Genomic DNA, 14586 nt, shown 5'->3' with positions numbered 1-14586 from the left:
GTTTTGCTTTTGCGGTCGTGGTAGGTGGCGGGCTCGGCTGGTTCGGAAGGCTTTATCCAGCGATGGAGGGAAGAGGCTGCAGGCCCGTGAGGTACGCGGAACGTTCCCACAACTGCCGTGCCAAGCCAGGGTCGCGGGCTTGCCCCGGTGCGGGGCTTTCGGGTTTGAGGCGGTTGAAGTAGCCGCCGTTGGCCGTCAGCGGGTCGGCTGTCGTGGCCAGGTGCAGCAGGGGTTCGGCACCTTGTTCGGGGGTGGACAGTACGGCCCGGCCCAGAGATGAGTTCATGACGAGCCGGAGGAGAGCGCTGTCGCGGCCGATGTCGGTGGCAACTGCTCCGGGGTGGAAGGCCGATGCGGTGACGCCTGTGCCGTGTGTGCGCCGCGCGAGTTCATGGGTGAACAAGATGGTGGCGAGCTTTGATGTCGCATAGGCCCGCTGAGCGCGGTACCGGCGGCGGGATCCAGCAATGTCGTCCATGTCCAGGCGTCCCCTGCTGTGGACGTTGCTGGCGGTGTTGATCACCCTGGCTCCGTCCGGGGCGGCGATGAGCTTGGGCAGCAACAGGTTCGTCAGCAGAAACGGTGCCAGGTGGTTGACCTGGAAGGTCATCTCTTGGCCGTCAGTGCTGATGATGCGGGTGGTGAAGATCCCGGCGGCATTGTTGGCGAGGATGTCGATGCGCCCGTAGGCGGCCAGCAGCTCGGCTGCGAGCCGACGCACGTCGTCCAATCGGCTGTAGTCCACTAGGTGCGCCCGCCCCCCGATCCGCTTCGCGACCGCCGTGGTCTTCTGTGGTGACCGCCCCACAACCGCCACGTTGGCTCCCAGTTCGCGGAATCGGTGAGCCGCCTCGGCTCCGATCCCGGAACTAGCCCCAGTGACGACGACCACCCTGTCGCGCAGGTCCTGATCATCACTGTCTGAGATCATTTTCGCTCCGTGTCCGGGGGCCGGCTAAGGCTGCGGGAGAGCCAGTGCGGCCAACACGCCGAGACGCCATGTGTGCGTCCGCTCGTCCCCTCCATGCAGGCGCTGGTGGGGTACGCAACCGACCCTACAACTTTTTGCCTCTTCTGGACAACATGCCATTTCAAGGCGAAAACTCTAGAGAGGTCCTACCATGAGTGATGACCAGGGACTGGACGTAGAGGTAGAGGGAGCGCGAGTGGACGGCGGGGACGAGCGGACCACCGACGGAATCGCGACGGTCACACTGCACAGGATGGGGCGCCCACCGCTGACCGAGCGGCGCAAGGCCGCCATGCGTATGGAGATCGCGTACGAAGCAGTGCGGCTGTTCACCAGCAAGGGTGTGGCAGCCACGTCCGTCGATGAGATCGCGAACGGCGTGGGTATCTCGACCCGTACCCTGCGGCGCTACTTCTCCACCAAGGAGTCCTGCGTCCAACCACTGCTTACCACCGGCCTGGCCAAGGTCACGCGTGTCCTGGGCGACTGGCAGCCGGGCAACACAATCAGTCAGGTCGTCGACGAACTCGCAGCGCTGGACTCCGCATCCGGCTCACACCCGGCGGACCTGGCGATGACACTGACCCTCATCCGCCTTACCCGCACAGAACCAAGCCTGCGCGCCGTCTGGCTGCAGTTCCAACACGACCACGAACCCGCCATCGCCGAGGTCCTCGCCGCCTGCACAGGCAAGCCAGCGGACGACCTCCAGACCAAGATCAAGGCTGCAATAATCATCGCGGCCCTGTGCGCCGCCGCCGAGCACGTCGCCCAACACGCGGACGACACCCCCTCCGGGCAGCCCAACACCAACGCCCTCTGGACCGCCACGCGCACCGCGCTGCAGACCGCAGCCGAAGGACTCGAACCCGGCCACTGAGAAAGGCAAGGGCAGTCCCACCACCGCACATACGCTGGTTGCATCGGCCACAGCACTGGGATCCGAGCGTTTTCCACGTCCCGGCGCACGACTGCGGTCGCCGCCCATGGGAGCGAGGCGGCGGAGGAATCGGGGACGCCGGACATTCGGCCATGCATCATGGAACACGCCGCCGCCGGCCATACATCCGGTTGGCCGGGGAAACACTCGGCCGTCTCTCGCCCCAGCCCAAGAACACGGGTTTGTTCCGGCTCCCCAGCCAAACAGGAGCCGGAACAAACCCTCGGAAGGCGCACGGAAGAGCGTCCCCACCCTCCGTCCGTACGCCACCCTCCGTCCATACGCCTAACTCCAAAGCGAAGTAGTGACGAACGGGCGGGGGTCAGTGGCCGATCATCGGAACCACCACGTCGTCCTCGTCGCCCTCATCGGACGCCGGGTTCGACGAGGTCTCTGGACGACCGGTGTTGATGAAGACGAAGGCGATCGCCGTGGAAAGCATCAGGATGCCCACGGCGAACCAGATCGCGCGGGTATACCCGTGCACCATTCCCTCGAGCTGCAGGATCCTCTGCGCAGGTTTGGCCGTGGCGGCGACGTGGTCCTTGATGTATACAGCCGTGGCCGAGGCCGCAATCGAGTTCAACAGCGCTGTACCGATCGCGCCGCCCACCTGCTGCGAGGTGTTGACCATCGCGGAGGCGACACCCGCGTCGCGCGGCTCGACGCCGAAGGTGGACAGGGACATCGCCGGCATGAACGCCGTGCCCAGGCCGAGACCAAGCAACAGCTGAGCAGGCGCAACGAGGGTGACGAACGAGGAGCCGATCTCCAGCTGCGTCAGCAGCAGCAAGCCGACCGCGGCGACCAGGAAGCCCGGTCCTATCAGCAGTCGCGGGGCGATCCGGGTCATGAGCCGGGTGCCGATCTGCGTCGAGCCCACCATCATGCCCACAGCCATCGGCATGAAGGCGAAACCGGTCTTGAGCGGCGAGTACCCCTTCACGATCTGCAGGTAGTAGGTCAGGAAGAGGAACAGCCCGAACATCGCGATGACCGCGAGGGCAAGCGAGAGATAGGCACCACCCCGGTTGCGCTCAGTCACCACCCGGAGGGGCAAAAGCGGCGACTTGACCTTGGACTCGGTGACGACAAAGGCCGCGAGTAGCACCGCTGAGGCGATGAACAGAATGATCGTCACCGAGTCGCCCCAGCTGTCGGACTCGGCGCGGGTGAAGCCGTAGACAAGCGTGACCAGACCAAGTATGGACAGAATGACACCGGGGATGTCGAGCGGCGAGCGGTTTCGGCCGCTCTCCGGCTCACGGACAACGAAGTACGCGCCGGCCGCCGCGACGACCGCGAACGGGATGTTGACGTAGAGCGTCCAGCGCCAGTTCAGGTATTCCGTGAGGAAACCCCCGACGATCAACCCCACGGCGCCACCGCCACCAGCGATCGCGCCATAGATACCGAACGCCTTCGCGCGCTCTTTGGCGTCCGTGAACATCACCGCGAGCAGTGACAGCGCCGCCGGGGCCAGCAGCGCACCGAAGACACCCTGCAGCGCACGGGCGGCAAACATCATCGCCTCGTTGACGGCTGCACCGCCGAGGGCCGACGCGGCGGCGAAGCCGAACAGACCAGTCAAGAAGGCACGCTTGCGGCCCCACAGGTCGGCGACCCGGCCGCCAAATAGCAGCAGCCCGCCGAAGGCTAGGGCGTAGGCGGTAATGACCCACTGCCGGTTGCCGTCGGACATCCCCAAGTCCTGCTGGGCGGAGGGTAGTGCGATGTTCACGACGGTGGCGTCGAGGACAACCATCAACTGGGCAAGCGCAATGAAGACGAGCGCCTTCCAGCGGCTGCTGTCGGGAACCGAATCCACCTTGCCAACGGTGGCCTGGGGTGTTTCAGACATGGGAGCACTCACTTTGATACTTCACAGAAAGGACAATGGGTGACGAAGAAAGGGCAATGGGTGACGAACAAAATCACGCACAGTGCTGGAGCAGGCGCATTGGACGGCCCGCTGACCCCGCAGGTGGACTGTCACCATGCAACCGGTTTCCGCTGTGGTGTGGAAGGGAGGATTTCTTCCCCCTCACAGGGCTCGGCTCGCGTGCAAGACTGGGCGGCACGTCACGCGACGCTTTCCCCAGGAGTGCCGCCACCATGCCCGCTTCCGGCCCTCCAGCCGTCGATGTCGTGTTCTACCCGCACTACTGCCGCACCGCGGCAACTGCTGAGCCCATAGCACCCAGTGCCACTGGATTTGCTACGAATGGTCTCGGTCACGGTGACCACCGCCGAGGAGCAGCGGGCACAACCGTAAGTCGGCTGTTGTGCACCGGCGCCACGAGGTGCCCAGTATCCGTGCCGCCCGCTGAGCCGCGGCCTCCCGGGCAGGCCACGATGCCTCGGCCGCGCGGCCTTCCTCAGACTCCTCGACGCAGCGGGGTCGGGGACTCACTCAGTGGCTGGCGCTCCGTTTACCGTCCCACGGCGTCTACCCGAATTCACCGATCGACGATCGTCCTGTTGCTCCACGGCGAGCGGGCGCCTTTACCTGTATTTCCCTTCCTTCAGGAGAGAGACACCTTGCACGGTCTTGAACTCGTCGTGGTCCTGGGCGTGGCCGTGGTGGTGGCCAATGCCGCGGGGCAACGTTTCCGCGTCGCCCCGCCGATTCTTTTGCTTGTGGCAGGTGCGGCTCTGGGGTTCATTCCGGCGGTGCGGCAGGCGCAATTCCCGCCGGAGGTCGTTCTGCTGCTCTTCTTGCCGGTGTTGCTGCATTGGGAAAGCATCACTACCTCCTTGCGCGAGATCCGCACCAACCTGCGCGGCATCGTGCTGCTGAGCACCGTGCTTGTCATTCTCACGGCCTGGGCTGTGGCAGCGGCCGGGCACGCACTCGGGCTGCCGTGGGGGCCAGCGTGGGTGCTCGGCGCGGCCGTGGCGCCCACGGACGCCACGGTGGTCGGCGTCCTGGCCCGCGCCCTGCCGCGCCGCCATGTCACGTTGCTGCGCGCGGAGAGCCTGGTCAACGACGGCACGGCCCTGGTCATCTACGGGCTCGCCGTCGGCATCACGGTCGGCGAGGAACACCTGAGCATTCCACACGTCGGCGGGCTGTTCCTGCTCGCCTACGGCGGCGGAGCTGCGGCCGGAGCAGCGGTTGCGTGGGCCAACACAATCGTGCGGCGCCGTCTGGACGACCCGCTGCTGGGCAACCTGGTTATGATCTTGGCACCCTTCACCGCGTATCTGCTGGCCGAGCTGATCGAGGCCTCTGGTGTCATCGCGGTGGTCACCACCGGCCTGATCATGTCCCAGGTCGCCCCTCGCATCATCCGGGCCGAACACCGCACGCAGGCCATGGCGTTCTGGCCACTGGCCACGTTCATCATCAACGGGACACTGTTCGTGCTGGTGGGGGTGGAATTGCAATACGCCGTTCGCGATCTCGGCCGTGCCGATGTCAAGGGCGCGTTGATCGCCGTAGGTGTCGTCTGTGGGGTACTCGTCGCCGTGCGCTTCGCGTTCGTGTTCGCATCCGCCTACCTGGTTGGGGTGCTCGACCGTCGCCCCCAGCAGCGCCTGGCCCGGGTCGGCCACCGAGCCCGTGTGATCAGCTGCCTGGCCGGGTTCCGGGGCGCGGTCTCGCTCGCAGTCGTCCTCTCGGTGCCGCAGACGCTCGACTCTGGCGAGCCGTTCCCCGATCGCAGCTTCATCATCTTCGTCACGTCCGGCGTCATTCTTGTGACCCTCGTGGTCCAGGGACTCCTGCTGCCGGCGGCAGTGCGTTGGGCGAAACTGCCTCCCGATACATCGGTCGAGGAGGAACGCAACCTTGCAGAGACCACTGCTATTGAGAAGGCGCTTGAGGCAATGCCGGAACTCGCCAGCGACCTGGGCACCGGACCAAGGACCGTCGAGTGGTTGCGCCAGGAGTACAGGGGTCGCCTGGCCTCCGCGCAGGCCCGGAGCGCAGGCGCCGGCGAAGATCAAGCGCTGCTCATGCATCAGGACTACATCGCGCTGCGCCTGGCCCTCATCGCCCACAGACGTGCCACCGTTGTCCGTCTTCGCGACCAACGTCACATCGACGACACAGTCCTACGAGGCTTGCAGGCCGACCTCGACAACGAGGAGGTCGGCCTCTCCGGAAACACGACGGTGGAATGACTGCAGCTGCTTGGACCTTTCTCAAGGGCAGCAGGTCCGATGAATTGGCAGAGCCGAGGCGACCGACGCAAGTCGGCATGCTCGCATCGTGGTGCCAGGGAACGCGAGGAGGGGCTTTCTCCCTCTTCCCCCGTCCTGTCAGCTGGCTCAGTCGGCCCATCGATCCTCCTGGGGCCGGTCAGAACGTCAATTCTCCACAGTGACCGGAAACATCGCGGTATCCACCAGCTGAGGGTCGGGGCCGCCGCGGGCCCCGGTGTCGAGTGCGTCGATGGCGGCCACCTCAGCGGGGAACAGGGAGAAGCCGAAGACGTCGAAGTTCTCCTTGATCCGGCTGGCACGTACCGACTTGGGGATGGCAGACAGGCCGTGCTGAAGGTGCCAGCGCAGCACGATCCGCGCGGGAGTCTTGTCGTAGGTACGGGCACTCGGCATCAGCCGGACGCGACAGCACGGCCTTCGCCCGAGGCGCCGAAAGCACCACCTCACCTTCGGAGTACTCGCACTGCCAGCCTGTTTCCGCGACAAGATCGAGCACAGCCTGTCAGTCCTCCACCGAGGCACCAGGGACACGCACCTCCGGCAGCGACCCCACCAGGTCCGGATCGAAGAAGCACTTCACGTCATCCCACAGCAGATCAGCCACCCCGACCCAACACACCCCCGTTTCCCTTGACTAAAGACAATAGAGCCACCACGTCTCGAACCCCAGGTGACGACGCCCGCCCGTGTGATCACTCCACAGCAGTCGGGCGAGGTCGGGAACGTCTCGTCCGCCCACGCCGGTCTCCGGGCAGCAGCCGGCTGCTGTGCTTGCTCACGGATGACCATCCTTATGCCGGGTGCGAGTCCAGCACGTGTGACAGGCCGGTTTCCTCGCCTGAGGCGGCCCAGCTGGCGAGAAGCTTGAGGGCGTCTTCGTCGTGGGATCCGGGTTCGGCGGTCATGACTCCGATCGTCAACCCGGGCTGTGCGGGCAGGTGCATCGCGTCGAAGGCGAGGGTGAGGTCACCAACGACGGGGTGACGGAACTTCTTGGCACCGGTGTAGAGCTGCCGTACGTTGTGCTGAGCCCAGGCCGAGCGGAATTCCTCACTGCGGGTGACAAGTTCGCCGATGAGGTCGGTCAAGCCCTTGTCATAGGGAGCACGGCCGACCTCGGTGCGCAGCAGCGAGACCGTGATATTCGTCGATTCCTCCCAGTTGATACCGAAGAAGTCTCTGCCGCGGGGATCGAGGAACTTGAACCGGGCGATGTTCACCGGCGGTTTGTGCCCGTCAGCGAACATGGGGGCGTACAGCGCGAACCCGAGCCGGTTGGCGGCGACAATGTCGAGACGGCTATCGCGAACGATTGCCACTGCGTCCGACATCGCGTCCAAGGATCGCTGCACGTTGGATGGAACCTGTGGTTGGGTGGCGGGACGACGTCGGCGTGAGGTCGAGGTGGCGCTGTCGGTGCGGGCCAGGTCCTGCAGATGTGCGCGCTCGGCTTCGTCCAGTTGCAGTGCTCGGGCCAGCGCGTCCAGAACAGCTTCGGAGGCGCCACGAAGGTTGCCGCGCTCCAGGCGCACGTAGTAGTCGACGCTCATTCCGGCGAGCATGGCGACCTCTTCGCGGCGCAGGCCGGGGACCCGGCGGTTGCCGCCGTAGACCGGGAGGCCAGCTTGCTGGGGGGTGATCCTGGCCCGGCGTGAAGCCAAAAAGTCGCTGATCTCGTTCCTCTTGTCCACATCTTCGAGGCTATGAAGATTCGGTTCTGTGTGGGGGGTTCTGTCATTACCTGGAACAGCTGTACCTTCCCCGTCGCCGTCAGCAGGGGTTTCCTCAGATGTGGCCGATTCACTCACGCGCTCCGAGTGGCACGGGTTGCTGTCGCCCTCGATATCCACACGCCGGCGCCATCCGATCATCCACGCCCCTACTTCGTCTCGGGAGTTTTCCGTGTCGTCCCCGGTCCCCCTCGCCCGACGTCCTGGCGATCACGCCGCTGGAAGGCGCAGCCGCCACGCGGCTTCCGCGCTCGCCGCCTCCGTAGTCGGCTTCTTCGTGATCACCCTGGACGCCACAGTCGTCAATGTTGCCCTGCCGTCGATCCGCGACGATCTCGGGGGCGGCATGACCGGGCTGCAATGGGTGGTGGACGGCTATACTCTGATGTTCGCCGCACTGCTGCTGTCAGCCGGTGCGCTGTCTGACCGAATCGGCGCACGGCGGGCCTTCGCCATCGGTTTGACGGTGTTCGTCATCGCCTCGGCCACCTGTGGTCTGGCCCCGGGCCTCGGCGTACTGGTTGCCGCCCGGTTCGTGCAGGGTGCCGGGGCGGCGGCGATGATGCCAGCCACCCTCGCGCTCATCCGCGAGGCGTATGACGATCAGGTCCAGCGGGCTCGTGCGATCGCGCTGTGGGCCATGGGCGGAGCCGCGGCCGCCGCCTCGGGCCCCATAGTGGGCGGCCTGCTGACCGAGCTGAACTGGCGGCTGATCTTCTTCATCAATCTGCCCATCGGTGTCGCCGCCCTCGTTCTGCTCGCCCGCACCCAGCCCTCGCCGCACCGGCAGGTGCCCTTCGACTTCGCAGGTCAGATCGCTGCCGTCGTGGCGATGGGTGGTCTGACTTACGGGATGATCGAGGCGGGAGCCAAGGGCTTCACCACGCCCCCCGTCCTTGGCTCGCTCGGTGCCGCCGTCTTCTCACTGGCCGCCTTCTTGTTGGTCGAAGCCCGTGCAGCGCATCCGATGGTGCCGTTGCAGATGTTCCGCAACCGCACTGTGGTGATCGCCGTCGTGGTGGGCTTCACGTTCATGATCGGGTTCTATGGGCTCCCCTTCCTGTTCAGCCTCTACTTCCAACAGGTGCGCGGTCTGTCCTCCATGGCCACCGGCCTGGCGTTCGTGCCGATGATGGCCTTCTCCGCCCTGCTGAATCCGATCGCCGCCCGACTCGTGGAGAGGATCGGCCGCCGGGCGGCCATCACCACCGGACTGCTCATGATGAGCGCGGGCATGGTCACGCTGGCCGTACTGCCGGTCACAGCTCCAGTGTGGCTGGTAGCCCTTCTGATGTTCCCCGTCGGCTTCGGTGCGCCCCTGGTCATGCCACCCCTGACCGCAGCGCTGCTGGACAGCGTCCCAGCCCACCGAGCCGGCACCGCAAGCGGTCTCCTCAACACCGCCCGCCAGGTCGGAGGCGCCCTTGCCGTAGCGGTCTTCGGCGCCCTGCTCGCCGACCAGGCCACCTTCCTGCACGGCCTGCGCACCAGCCTGGTCATCACAGCGGTGCTCCTACTCGCTGCCGTGGCAGCGACCCCGCTGCTCAAGGGCGATCCTCGCGAGATCAATGCCTGAGCCGACTGTCCCGTCGCCGGAGCCGAAGATCCTCGATCGGGCCCGCTCCGAACAGCTTCCCTTCCCGAAGGCTTGTCCCGCAATGATCGAATAGTCGAGTCACACACCCTGTGGCCACGCCTCCTCGATCTACCCACCAAGGGCGATGTTGTGGAGGCGGGCGATGCCCAGCATCGCGTGATGAACGCCATCGCCCTTGAGACGGCAGTCGCGGAGGATCTTCCAGCCCTTCATCCGGGCGAAGGTGTGCTCGGCACGAGCACGGACCTTGCGATGCGAGCGGTTGTGCTCCTCTTTCCAGGCCGGAAGTTCCGCCTGACCACGTTCACGGCGGTGCGGTATGAGCAGACCCGTCCCCCGATAGCCGCCATCCGCATTCACTGTCGTTTTGCCGACGGCGGCCTTCGCACCGGACAGCTCCCATACCCTGCAGTCATTGCGGTTGCCCGACACCGGTTGGCCGACCACGACGACGAGCCGGGTGTCGGCGTCGATGACGACCTGGTGGTTGGTGGAATACCTGTAGTTCTTCGACTGCTCGGCCACCGCGTGGGCACAAGAGTCCCGTCCACGATGAGAACGGTGTCCTTGCTGAACCTGCGGCGCAGCCGGAGAGCGAGGATGGGGCCAAGGTGATCGATGACGCGGTCGGCCGCTGACTTCGAGATCCCGAACAGCGGGCCGAGCTGGCGTAGCATCAAGTTCGTCCGCCAGTAGGCCGCGACCAGCAGCACCCGATCCTCCAGCGGCAGGCCCCACGGCCGGCCCCGTCGGACCGCGTCCGCTCCCTCTCGGCGCAGTGTGGTCACCAGCTTGCGGAAACAACGCGGGCTCAGCCCGGTGAACGGGCCTATCCAGGAAGGCCGCGACGCCGTGATAACACCAGGCACCGCGCGATCCTCACACGGATCTCACCGATGACAATGCGCGGGTCAGCAGACGGACAGCCGTAGTTCGCCGGCCCAGCTCTCACACCGGACACCTCCTGAGCTGAAGGTGATTTCGAGCGCGAGTCGCCCTGTGGCCGCGTCCCCCTCTTCCCGTACCGCCAGGACCGTCTGCCCGAGGTGAGCGGCGAACGGCGTTTCGTCCTTCATCGGCGCCACCTCGACGCTGCCCCCTGCCGCCATGTCGTACCCCTCGTAGAGGGTTGCTCGCTCCGCGATCAAGCACCAGTCCGAGCCGGTCGTCAGTCACGTTGTGACCCCGTCGCTGTCGATCAGCACACGTCCAGCGGGCCGGACTGCGCCTTCGCGTACCGGTGCCAGGATGCGACGATCCGCTGCAGGCGTCGCCCAACCAGGTGGTCAGGGATCACACTGGTCTCGTGCAACGGGCACTCGTTCAACCTCTCAGACTCCACCGCACGACCGTACCGTTGACGAAGCCGCAGCTCACGCGCTTATACGGGACAAGCCTGAGGCACCCCGACGCACAGTCTTCCTCAAACAAGACCAGGAAGAGCCCCGTGAACAACCGATACAGGCTCGGAGCAGCAGCACTCGCCGTTGCCGCCGCTGCCCTTACCTGGGCACCGCCCGCATCCGCGACGCTCGCGAATCGTCCACAGCCCGTCGTACCCCACGTCAAGACTCTCGCGACGTTCAACTACGGTGCCGGTGAAGCACCGGAGAACCTGACCGCCAACCCGGACGATTCACTCACCGTCTCGATGCTGGGGCGGCACCTGAGTTCGCCACTCTCCAAGGGCATGGCCGGTGAAAGAGGGAGACATCACGATCGGTCCGTGTGCCCCAGGGGCGGTACGGTCTCCACTCAAGTGAACGCCGGCCGTACCGAGCCCATCCGCGGTCAGGGGCGTAGCAGGGCCTTGATGGCGCGGCGTTCGTCCATGGCCTTGTAACCCTCGGCGGCGTGTTCCAGGGGCAGGGCCAGGTCGAAGACCTTGCCGGGGTTGATCCGGCCCGTGAATACGCGGTCGATCAGGTCGGGCAGGAAGGCGCGGACAGGGGCTGGGCCGCCACGCAGGGCGACGTGGGAGTAAAATAGTTCCTCGCCCTTGATTTCCACATCGTGCGGGACACCGACGAAGCCGACATTACCGCCGGGCCGGGTGGAGTGCAGAGCCTGCTGCATCGCCTGTGGAGTGCCGACGCATTCCAGGACGGCGTCAGCACCGATGCCGCCGGTCATCTCCTTGATGTGGGCCACGCCTTCGTCGCCTCGTTCGGTCACGATGTCGGTGGCGCCGAACTCGATGGCCAGCCTCTGCCGGGACTCGTGCCGGCTCATGGCGATGATCCGCTCTGCCCCGAGTTCCTTGGCGGCGATGACGGCTGACAGACCGACAGCGCCGTCTCCGACCACCGCGACGGTGGAACCGGGCTGGACCTCGGCGGCCACGGCGGCATACCAGCCAGTGCCCATAACGTCGGAACAGGCCAGCAGGCTTGCGATGTGCGCCTCGTCGGGCTGCTCAGGGGCTGCGACCAGAGTGCCGTCCGCGAGGGGGATGCGGACGTACTCGGCCTGGCAACCGCCAGCACCGACGAACTCGCGGTGCAGGCAGTTGGTCTGGTAGCCATTGCGGCAGTTCGGGCACGTGTTGTCGGACGCGAAGAAGGAGCCGACGACGAACTGACCCGGCTTGATCAGCGTAACGTCGCGGCCGACTTCTTCGACGACACCGACGTACTCGTGCCCGACGGGGACGGGCCCGTTGACCGGGTTGATCCCCCGGTAGTCCCACAAATCAGACCCGCACACACAGGTGGCAGTGGTACGGATGACCGCGTCGGTCGACTTAATGACCTTCGGGGTGTCACGCTCCTCGACGCGTACGTCGCCCGGTGCGTGGAGGACAACTCCTCGCATGATGCTCTCCTAACTGTGGTGCCGGCCACCCAGCGGGCGTCGGCTGGGTGCTTGCTTCGGGCCGGTCAGGCGCGGGTGCTGTGGCGGGGACCGCCGTACTCGCTGTCGGTGACGTGCTCCAGCCAGTCGACGTCGTCCGTCTCCCACAGGGCGATGTGAGTCATGAAGTGGTCGGGGGCAGCGCCGTGCCAGTGCTCCTCACCGGCCGGGGTCCAGATCACGTCGCCGGGATGGGCTTCAAGGATGTCGCCGCCGCGGGACTGGATCAGGGCGATGCCCTCGACGATGTAGAGGGTCTGGCCCAGGCCGTGGGAGTGCCAGGCGGTGCGGGCACCGGGGGCGAAGTGGACAGCGTTGGCGCGGGTGCGGGAGGGGTCCTCACCGCGGTAGATGACATCAGCCCACGCGTCGCCGGTGAACCACTCGGCCGGCAGCTTCATCGTCGGCTGCTTCTTCAACAGTTCCATCGTGAACGGTCTCTTTCTTGCTGTACGTGTCCGGTGAATCCGACAGGAGCGCCACCGCGATATCCCGGAAGCTGGTCAGGCAGGAGCAGGACCCTGGGAGTTGTCGGCAATGGCCTTGAGCTGGGTGACGGCGGTCATGGCGGTGGGCCAGCCGGCGTAGAAGGCCAGGTGAGTCAGAGCCTCACCGAGCTCTTCCTTGCTCAGGCCGTTGTTCAAGGCAAGCTGAAGGTGGAAGCCGAGCTGCTCGGTCCGGTACAGCGCCGCCAACGCGGTGACCGTAATCAGACTGCGATCACGCGGCGACAACTCGGCACGCTCCCACACGTCCCCGAAGAGAACCTCGTCGGTCAGCTCGACCAGCTTGGGTGCCACGGAGGCCAGGGCTCCCGGCGCAGTCTGCTTGGCCATGTGAAAAAGCTCCTTGTATCGATCGTTCAGGCGGCCTGTGTAGACCATCCGTTCCCCGTTGCTGGCGAGGGCAGGGCGTTGATGAGCCGTTCGGCTCAGCGCGCCACCGCCGGCTTCGGGTCTTGGCCGTGCCGCTCCGTAACCGCATATAACCCGCCGCAGAGTGACGGGCACGAAGGCCTCCCGGAGATAAGTGCTATGCCCGGAAACTGAGAGCTGGGTTCTCCAGGTGGTCCCCCATCGATGAAACCGCTGCTCAAGGAGGTAGGGAAGGTAAAACTGTTCCAGGTAATGGCAGTACCCCCCAGGTCCTGCGCGACGGGCCTAGCCTGGAAGTCGTGGACAGCAGTAAAGAAATCAAGGAGTTCCTTGCTTCCCGTCGGGCCAAGATCACTCCCCAGCAGGCCGGCCTCCCCGCCTACGGCAGTAAGCGCCGCGTCCCCGGCCTGCGCCGCGAAGAGGTGGCCATGCTCGCCGGAATGAGCTTCGACTACTACGTGCGCCTGGAACGCGGCAATCTGACCGGTGTCTCTGAAACCGTGCTGGACTCTCTTGCCCGAGCCCTCCAGCTCGACGAGGCTGAACGCGACCACCTGCACGACCTTGCTCGTGCCGCCAACGCCACATCGCACAAGCGCCGTCGCCCTGCCCAACAACAGGCGAAGGTCCCATCGAGCGTGCAGCGGGTCCTGGACTCCATGACCGATGCGCCTGCTTTCGTCCGCAACAACCGTCTGGACTTCCTCGCTGCCAACAGCCTTGGTTATGCCCTGTACGCGCCCTTGTTCGCCGACGGGCAGCAGCCACCGCTGAACATCGCCCGGTTCAAGTTCCTCCATCCCGGCGGTCGCGAGTTCTTCGGCCTGCGCTGGGAGGAGTCGATGCAAAACACCGTCGCCCTGCTGCGCAGCGAAGCCGGACGTAATCCGCATGACAAGGCCCTGACGGACCTCATCGGCGAACTCGTCACCCGCAGCGAGGACTTCCGCGCCGCCTGGGCCCAACACCAGGTGCGTCTGCACTACACCGGTCTCAAGCACTTCCACCACCCCGTCGTCGGTGACCTCACGCTCGCCTTCGACGCCATGCAGTTGCCCGCGCAGCCTGCCCTGAGCCTGACCGCCATGACCGCCGAGCCCGGTTCTCCTAACGAGGACGCCCTTAAGCTGCTGGCCAGTTGGGCCGCCACAACCGACAAGGCTCCGCCGCACGGAGCTCTGGATCAGACCGCTCCGTGATCTGTGCGAGCCGATGGAGATGCAGGGCGAGGACACGCTCTTTCGGCTGACAGTGCAGCCGCGTGGCCCGCTGGTAGTCCGGCACGGTGCTACAGACCACGAAGACGAGTGGCTTGATTGGCCTCGCAAGTCTCAGGGATGAAGCGGGAGGGATGCCGGCGCGGGGGTCGGAGCTGTCGAAGGTGGTGGTCGCGTCGATCTTGCGATGGGCGTGATGCCCTCCTGGTTCAGGTAAGAGACCAGTTCGGGCTT

12 protein-coding genes and 2 pseudogenes are annotated in these 14586 nt (G+C 65.7%); 4 read left to right on the top strand and 10 right to left on the bottom strand.

The annotated features are described in order from the left end of the window. Positions 1–52: 52 nt before the first annotated feature. On the bottom strand, positions 53–931 hold the full coding sequence (locus ACIPSJ_RS49695) for an SDR family NAD(P)-dependent oxidoreductase (RefSeq protein ID WP_401356627.1): 879 nt from the start codon (positions 929–931) through the stop codon (positions 53–55). A gap of 235 nt (positions 932–1166) precedes the next feature. Here ACIPSJ_RS49695 and ACIPSJ_RS49690 point away from each other — a divergent pair, with 235 nt between their 5' ends. After that, positions 1167–1850 (top strand): TetR/AcrR family transcriptional regulator, encoded by a 684-nt coding sequence (locus tag ACIPSJ_RS49690; RefSeq protein WP_401356624.1) that lies wholly within the window; start codon positions 1167–1169, stop codon positions 1848–1850. A gap of 382 nt (positions 1851–2232) precedes the next feature. Here ACIPSJ_RS49690 and ACIPSJ_RS49685 read toward each other — a convergent pair whose 3' ends face one another. Further along, positions 2233–3771 carry an MFS transporter gene (locus tag ACIPSJ_RS49685; protein WP_401356623.1) on the bottom strand — a complete coding sequence of 513 codons (1539 nt, stop codon included), beginning with the start codon at positions 3769–3771 and terminating at the stop codon, positions 2233–2235. Between the two features lie 680 nt (positions 3772–4451). Between ACIPSJ_RS49685 and ACIPSJ_RS49680 the strand changes: the two genes are divergently transcribed. Beyond that, positions 4452–6038 (top strand): Na+/H+ antiporter, encoded by a 1587-nt coding sequence (locus tag ACIPSJ_RS49680; RefSeq protein WP_401356621.1) that lies wholly within the window; start codon positions 4452–4454, stop codon positions 6036–6038. A 186-nt stretch (positions 6039–6224) separates the two neighbouring features. On the opposite strand, the gene ACIPSJ_RS49675 is transcribed toward ACIPSJ_RS49680, so the two are convergent. The 3 genes and pseudogenes from ACIPSJ_RS49675 to ACIPSJ_RS49665 all read right to left on the bottom strand — a co-directional run bounded on the left by ACIPSJ_RS49675 (position 6225) and on the right by ACIPSJ_RS49665 (position 7771). Continuing rightward, positions 6225–6473: an aldo/keto reductase gene (locus ACIPSJ_RS49675; protein WP_401356618.1), complete on the bottom strand. Its 249-nt coding sequence runs from the start codon at positions 6471–6473 to the stop codon at positions 6225–6227. Further along, positions 6421–6684 (bottom strand): annotated as a pseudogene (locus tag ACIPSJ_RS49670) (hypothetical protein); the annotation flags it as partial. The gene ACIPSJ_RS49675 and the pseudogene ACIPSJ_RS49670, both read right to left, overlap by 53 nt. Before the next feature lie 187 nt (positions 6685–6871). Next, complete coding sequence (locus ACIPSJ_RS49665; RefSeq protein WP_401356616.1) at positions 6872–7771, bottom strand: helix-turn-helix transcriptional regulator; 900 nt, start codon at positions 7769–7771, stop codon at positions 6872–6874. A 211-nt stretch (positions 7772–7982) separates the two neighbouring features. Between ACIPSJ_RS49665 and ACIPSJ_RS49660 the strand changes: the two genes are divergently transcribed. After that, complete coding sequence (locus ACIPSJ_RS49660) at positions 7983–9386, top strand: MFS transporter (protein ID WP_401356613.1); 1404 nt, start codon at positions 7983–7985, stop codon at positions 9384–9386. A 129-nt stretch (positions 9387–9515) separates the two neighbouring features. Here the strand turns inward: ACIPSJ_RS49660 and ACIPSJ_RS49655 are convergent. The 5 genes and pseudogenes from ACIPSJ_RS49655 to ACIPSJ_RS49635 all read right to left on the bottom strand — a co-directional run bounded on the left by ACIPSJ_RS49655 (position 9516) and on the right by ACIPSJ_RS49635 (position 13096). Continuing rightward, a pseudogene (locus tag ACIPSJ_RS49655) lies at positions 9516–10276 on the bottom strand (transposase). A gap of 42 nt (positions 10277–10318) precedes the next feature. Continuing rightward, the gene (locus ACIPSJ_RS49650) at positions 10319–10555 is read right to left on the bottom strand and encodes a hypothetical protein (RefSeq protein WP_401356610.1); all 237 of its coding nucleotides are present in this window, start codon (positions 10553–10555) and stop codon (positions 10319–10321) included. 643 nt (positions 10556–11198) lie between these two features. Beyond that, a complete protein-coding gene (locus ACIPSJ_RS49645) occupies positions 11199–12221 on the bottom strand; it encodes a zinc-dependent alcohol dehydrogenase family protein (protein WP_401356607.1) in 1023 nt (340 codons plus the stop codon). Positions 12222–12286: 65 nt separating this feature from the next. Then, positions 12287–12688 carry a cupin domain-containing protein gene (locus ACIPSJ_RS49640; protein WP_401356604.1) on the bottom strand — a complete coding sequence of 134 codons (402 nt, stop codon included), beginning with the start codon at positions 12686–12688 and terminating at the stop codon, positions 12287–12289. Positions 12689–12763: 75 nt separating this feature from the next. Further along, positions 12764–13096: a carboxymuconolactone decarboxylase family protein gene (locus ACIPSJ_RS49635; RefSeq protein ID WP_401356602.1), complete on the bottom strand. Its 333-nt coding sequence runs from the start codon at positions 13094–13096 to the stop codon at positions 12764–12766. Between the two features lie 338 nt (positions 13097–13434). Between ACIPSJ_RS49635 and ACIPSJ_RS49630 the strand changes: the two genes are divergently transcribed. Further along, the gene (locus tag ACIPSJ_RS49630; protein WP_401356599.1) at positions 13435–14334 is read left to right on the top strand and encodes a helix-turn-helix transcriptional regulator; all 900 of its coding nucleotides are present in this window, start codon (positions 13435–13437) and stop codon (positions 14332–14334) included. Positions 14335–14586 lie beyond the last annotated feature (252 nt).

Origin of the sequence: Streptomyces sp. NPDC090088, from assembly GCF_044747345.1 — a bacterium.
Classification (GTDB): Bacteria; Actinomycetota; Actinomycetes; order Streptomycetales; family Streptomycetaceae; genus Streptomyces.
Note: the sequence above shows the minus strand (reverse complement) of the source record. Positions and strands in the feature narration are given on the sequence as shown.